Here is a 5,398-nt window from a genome sequence, read left to right on the forward strand (position 1 = left end):
AAGATGTCAAGCGAAAAATTGACTACACCCGATCTCGTCCTTCTGAGCCTGCTCGCCGAGCGGCCGATGCACGGCTACGAAATCATCCAAGAGGTGGCCGAGCGGAGCCAGGACCTGTGGAAGCCGAGCCCCGGCTCGGTCTACCCCACCCTGCAACTGCTGGTCGACGAGGGGCTGATTGCCGCCTCGGAGAGCGAAGGCAGCAAGAAGCTGTTCCACTTGACCGACGCCGGCAAAGAAGCCGCGGAGAAGGTCGCGACCCCGCCGTGGGACGAGATCGCCGACGGGGTTGATCCCGCGCATCTCAACCTGCGGGCAGCTGTCGGCCAATTGTTCGGCGCCGTAGCGCAATCCGCCCACGCCGCCAGCACCGAGCAGCAGCAGCGGATCATCGAGATCGTCAACAACGCTCGCCGCGAGATCTACACGATTCTCGCCGAACGCGACGACTGATCAGACCGCGACGGTGGGGGCCGGCAGTTGCCGGTCCCCATTGTTCGCGTCAGGACACTTCGACCCAGTCGAGCGTGCGCTGCACGGCTTTTCGCCATCCCGCGTAGCCAGTCGAGCGCTGTTCCTCGGTCCACTCCGGCGTCCACCGCTGGCCTTCGCGCCAGTTGGCCCGTAACTCATTCGGGTCGGCCCAGAAGCCGACCGACAGACCGGCCGCGTAGGCCGCGCCCAGCGCAGTCGTCTCGGCGACCACCGGACGCACCACGTCGACGTTGAGAACGTCAGCCTGAATCTGCATGCACAGGTCGTTGGCGGTGATCCCACCGTCGACCTTCAAAACCTCAAGGCGCACAGCCGAATCAGCCTGCATCGCGTCGACCACATCGCGGCTCTGATAGCAGATCGACTCCAAGGTCGCGCGGGCCAAGTGTGCGTTGGTGTTAAACCTCGACAGTCCAACGATCGCGCCGCGGGCATCGGAGCGCCAATACGGCGCGAACAATCCCGAGAACGCCGGAACGAAGTACACCCCACCGTTGTCGTCGACCTGCCGGGCCAGTGCCTCACTCTGGGCCGCCCCGCTGATGATGCCCAGTTGATCCCGTAGCCATTGCACGGCGGACCCGGTCACGGCGATCGAACCTTCCAGGGCGTAAACAGGTTTCGCATCACCGAACTGATAGCACACAGTAGTCAGCAGACCATTTTGCGACCGGACGATCTGTTCGCCGGTGTTCAGCAGCAGGAAATTGCCTGTGCCGTACGTATTTTTGGCCTCGCCCGGCCGCAGACAGACCTGGCCGACCATCGCCGCGTGCTGGTCCCCGAGGATTCCAGTGATCGGCACCTCGCCACCGAGAGGCCCGTCGGGCGTCGTGACACCGTATGGCTGACGCGGCGACGACGACGCGATGGACGGAAGCATCGTCCGCGGGATGCCGAAAAACGACAGCAGCTCGTCGTCCCAGTCCAATGACTCCAGGTCCATCAGCATGGTCCGGCTGGCATTGGTGACGTCGGTGACGTGTACCCCGCCGCGGGGGCCGCCGGTCAGATTCCACAACAGCCAGGTGTCGATGGTGCCGAAAACCGCGTCGCCCCGTTCGGCCGCGGCGCGCACGCCCTCGACGTTGTCCAGAATCCACTGCAGTTTGCCGCCGGCAAAATAGGTCGCCGCCGGCAAACCCGCTTTGTGCCTGATCACGTCACCGCGGCCATCGCGGTCCAGCGCCGACGCGATCCGGTCAGTGCGGGTGTCTTGCCAGACGATCGCGTTGTAGTACGGCCGGCCGGTGTGTCGATTCCACACCAGCGTCGTCTCGCGCTGGTTTGTGATTCCCAGTCCGACAATGTCTTTCGACGACAGGTTGGTCGCATTGAGCGTCGACATCAGCACCGATGTGGTGCGCTCCCAGATCTCGATCGGGTTGTGCTCGACCCATCCGGCCTGCGGCAGGATCTGCTCGTGCTCCAGTTGGTGGCGACCCACCTCGGCGCCGTCGCGGTCGAAGATCATGCAGCGGGTGCTGGTGGTGCCCTGGTCGATCGAAGCGACGAACTCGGACAACTCTTCTCCTCCCGCGATCGTGTCCATCATGGACTACGCGGGGAGCGGTTGGTTAGAGACTGTTCACGAGATCCAGTAGGCCGATGTCGGGAGCGAACGCGTCCACGGGAGCGAACGAGTCGATCGGCGTGATCACGCCGCCGACGTCGTCAAGGCCGACTTGGAAGAGCGAGGGAACCGTGAACAGGATCTCGGATGTACCCGATCCCGGGCCGGCGGAATAGACATCGAGGTCAAACGTCGTCGAATCGGAGGATCCGACGAGGTAGTTGTCGAACGCTCCGGCGGAGTCGAGGGTCAAGGTATCTGTGGAACCGTCGAGCGCAAACGGTCCGATAGTGACGATGCCATCGGTGGAGGGCGCACCACCGAGGGTAACCAGGCCGGCGTCGGGACTGACGAAGTCGAATGCGTTGAACGAGTAGAACGGTGTGCTGGTCCCGTCGACATCGTCGATACCACCCTGGAACAGCAGTGGAATCGTGAAGACGTACTCAGCGCTGTTCGCTCCCGTGGGGCCCTGATAGACGTCGAGGTCGAACGGGGTCGAGCCGAGCGTCCCGGTGGTGTAGTTGTCGAACGCCAAGGTCGATGAGTCGTAGGTGAGCGTGTCGTCATAACCGCCGATCGCGAATGGCCCGATGCCCACCAGGTCGTCGGCGCGCGCGACAGATCCGGTGCACAGCGCGATCAACGGCGACGCCAGCAGGGCACCGAAAGCGACGCCGACCACGCTCGTCATGTGGCGGTGCGTACGACTCATCGTTTCCCTCGGAATCTTCCTGTGAACCATGTAAGACTGGGCTGAGATTGTTGCAATTATCCAATGCGCGCGTCAATAGCGCATGACAACTGATTCACGCACTTGCACGCATCGGCAATTGGGCAGCGGGTCAGTTCATTTGACCGATCGGTTGCGGCGGGGTGCGTAAAGCGGTTGCATCTGCGTAGTGGGCAAAGACGTCAAACGGACCACCTACTCGCGCGTCGACCGGCAGCAGTATCGGCGCAAGGTGCAGCTGTGCCTCGACGTCTTCGAAACGATGCTCGCGCAGTCCAGCTTCGAGTTCGACCACGCGCTCACCGGGATGGAAATCGAATGCAATCTGGTCGATGACGCTTACCAGCCGGCGATGACCAACTCCGACGTCCTGGCCGCCATCGCCGACCCGGCGTATCAGACCGAATTGGGCGCGTACAACATCGAATTCAACGTCCCGCCCCGGCCGCTGGGCGGTCATGCCGGCGTGCATCTGGAAGACGAAGTGCGCGCCAGCTTGAATGCCGCCGAGACCAAGGCCAGCGCCGGCGGAGCCCACATCGTCATGATCGGGATACTGCCCACGCTGATGCCCGAACACCTCGCCAGCGGATGGATGAGTGAGTCGTCGCGATATGCTGCGCTCAACGACTCCATCTTCAACGCCCGCGGCGAAGACATTCAGATCGATATCGACGGACCCGAACCGCTCAGCATCAACTCGACGTCGATCGCTCCCGAATCAGCTTGCACCAGTGCGCAGTTGCACCTACAAGTGTCGCCCGAAGGTTTCGCCAGCAACTGGAACGCCGCGCAGGTGCTGGCCGGGCCGCAGCTGGCGCTCGGCGCCAACTCGCCGTACTTCTTCGGTCACCAACTATGGTCGGAGACCCGCATCGAACTGTTCGCCCAGTCCACCGACACCCGGCCGGACGAATTGAAAACCCAAGGGGTGCGGCCTCGGGTGTGGTTCGGCGAACGCTGGATCACCTCGATCTTCGACCTGTTCGAGGAGAACGTTCGCTACTTCCCGTCGCTGCTACCGGAGGTGTCAGATGAGGATCCGGTCGCCGAACTGGCGGCCGGGCGCACCCCGCAGCTGGCGGAGCTGCGCTTGCACAACGGCACCGTCTATCGGTGGAACCGTCCGGTGTACGACGTCGTCGCGGGACGTCCTCACCTGCGGGTGGAGAACCGCGTGCTACCCGCCGGCCCGACGGTCGTCGACATGCTCGCCAACGCGGCCTTCTACTACGGCATGCTGCGCACGCTCACCGAAGATGATCGCCCGGTCTGGACGAAGATGAGATTCGATGCGGCGCAGCATAATTTCCTCGAAGCGGCCCGCTATGGCATGCAGGCGAGCCTGTTCTGGCCCGGATTAGGCACCGTCACCACCGAGGAGTTGGTGATCGGCAAGCTGCTGCCGATGGCGCATCACGGGCTGGACAGCTGGGGTGTCGCCGCCGAGGTGCGCGACCGGCTGCTTGGCGTGATCGAAGGCCGAGCCCGCGCAGGCCGCAACGGCGCGGCCTGGCAGGTGTCGACCGTGCGCGCGCTGGAGAGCCGCGGCATGACCCGGCCTGCCGCGCTGGCCGAGATGCTGCGGCTGTACTGCGATCACATGCACACAAACGAGCCGATCCACAGCTGGGAAGTGCCGGAGTAGGTTGGAAGACATGGCAAATGAAGTAATGGACTGGGACAGCGCATACCGCCAGGAAGCCGGCTTCGACGGCCCACCGCCCTGGAACATCGGTGAACCGCAGCCCGAGTTGGCCGCACTGGCCGCCGCAGGGAAATTCCGCAGCGATGTGCTGGACGCCGGATGTGGATACGCCGAGCTGTCACTGGCCCTTGCCGCCGACGGCTACACCGTGCACGGCGTCGACCTGACGCCGACAGCTATCGCCGCCGCCACCAAGGCGGCCGAGGAGCGCGGGCTGAGCAACGCCAGCTTCGAACAGGCCGACATCACCACGTTCAGCGGACACGACGGCCGGTTCAACACCGTGGTCGACAGCACGCTGTTCCACTCGCTGCCGATCGAGGGTCGCGACGGCTATCTGCAGTCGGTGCATCGCGCCGCGGCCGACGGGGCTGCCTACTTCGTGCTCGTCTTCGCCAAGGGCGCGTTCCCCGCCGAGTGGGAGCAAAAGCCCAACGAGGTCGACGAGGACGAGCTGCGCGCGGCGGTGAGCAAGCACTGGCACATCGACGAGGTCCGGCCGGCAACTATCCACGCGAACGTTCCACCGGCACCGGCAGATTCGGACGTTCCGATGCCCGAGCACGACCGCGACGAGAACGGCCGGATGAAGCTGCCCGCCTACCTGCTCACCGCACATAAAACGGGATCGGCTAGCACAGAAGGGTGAAGTCGCCGAACGGAGTAATGAGCAAATCCGTTATCGCGGGCCAAACACCAGGTTCGTAGACGAATTCATTCGCAAAGCCGCCATCGATGATCACGCTGTCGCAGCTCGCGCCGCCATCGATGGTCACGGTGTCGCCGCTCGAGCCGCCACCGATGATCACGGTGTCGTCGCTCGCGCTGTTCGCAGAGCCGCCATCGATGGTCACGGTGTCGCCGCTCGAGCCGCCACCGATGATCACGC

At 64.0% G+C, this 5,398-nt stretch carries 6 protein-coding genes; 3 read left to right on the forward strand and 3 right to left on the reverse strand.

Annotated features, from left to right (window positions below; genetic code table 11):
- The coding region (locus tag WAN02_RS10575) for a PadR family transcriptional regulator (protein ID WP_422264106.1) at nt 1-453 on the forward strand (453 nt) is incomplete at its 5' end.
- A 49-nt stretch (nt 454-502) separates the two neighbouring features.
- On the opposite strand, the gene glpK is transcribed toward WAN02_RS10575, so the two are convergent.
- Together glpK and WAN02_RS10585 are read right to left on the reverse strand one after the other, a co-directional pair.
- Nucleotides 503-2,050: a glycerol kinase GlpK gene (gene glpK, locus WAN02_RS10580; protein ID WP_422264107.1), complete on the reverse strand. Its 1,548-nt coding sequence runs from the start codon at nt 2,048-2,050 to the stop codon at nt 503-505.
- A 22-nt stretch (nt 2,051-2,072) separates the two neighbouring features.
- Nucleotides 2,073-2,762, reverse strand: coding sequence for a hypothetical protein (locus WAN02_RS10585; RefSeq protein WP_422264108.1), 690 nt, complete (start codon nt 2,760-2,762; stop codon nt 2,073-2,075).
- A gap of 208 nt (nt 2,763-2,970) precedes the next feature.
- Between WAN02_RS10585 and WAN02_RS10590 the strand changes: the two genes are divergently transcribed.
- Together WAN02_RS10590 and WAN02_RS10595 are read left to right on the forward strand one after the other, a co-directional pair.
- Nucleotides 2,971-4,449 (forward strand): glutamate--cysteine ligase, encoded by a 1,479-nt coding sequence (locus WAN02_RS10590; RefSeq protein WP_422264109.1) that lies wholly within the window; start codon nt 2,971-2,973, stop codon nt 4,447-4,449.
- A gap of 10 nt (nt 4,450-4,459) precedes the next feature.
- Nucleotides 4,460-5,158, forward strand: coding sequence for a class I SAM-dependent methyltransferase (locus WAN02_RS10595; protein ID WP_422264110.1), 699 nt, complete (start codon nt 4,460-4,462; stop codon nt 5,156-5,158).
- Here the strand turns inward: WAN02_RS10595 and WAN02_RS10600 are convergent.
- Nucleotides 5,142-5,398: hypothetical protein (locus WAN02_RS10600; RefSeq protein ID WP_422264111.1), on the reverse strand; the 257-nt coding region annotated here is incomplete at its 5' end. The genes WAN02_RS10595 and WAN02_RS10600 overlap by 17 nt on opposite strands.

Source organism: Mycobacterium sp. (genome assembly GCF_049281135.1).
Taxonomy (GTDB): Bacteria; Actinomycetota; Actinomycetes; order Mycobacteriales; family Mycobacteriaceae; genus Mycobacterium.

Bases quoted from the DNA above. Each gene is read 5' to 3' on its own strand.
- glpK (WP_422264107.1), bottom strand. From the start codon at position 2,050: ATGATGGACACGATCGCGGGAGGAGAAGAGTTGTCCGAGTTCGTCGCT.
- WAN02_RS10585 (WP_422264108.1), bottom strand. From the start codon at position 2,762: ATGACGAGCGTGGTCGGCGTCGCTTTCGGTGCCCTGCTGGCGTCGCCG.
- WAN02_RS10595 (WP_422264110.1), top strand. From the start codon at position 4,460: ATGGCAAATGAAGTAATGGACTGGGACAGCGCATACCGCCAGGAAGCC.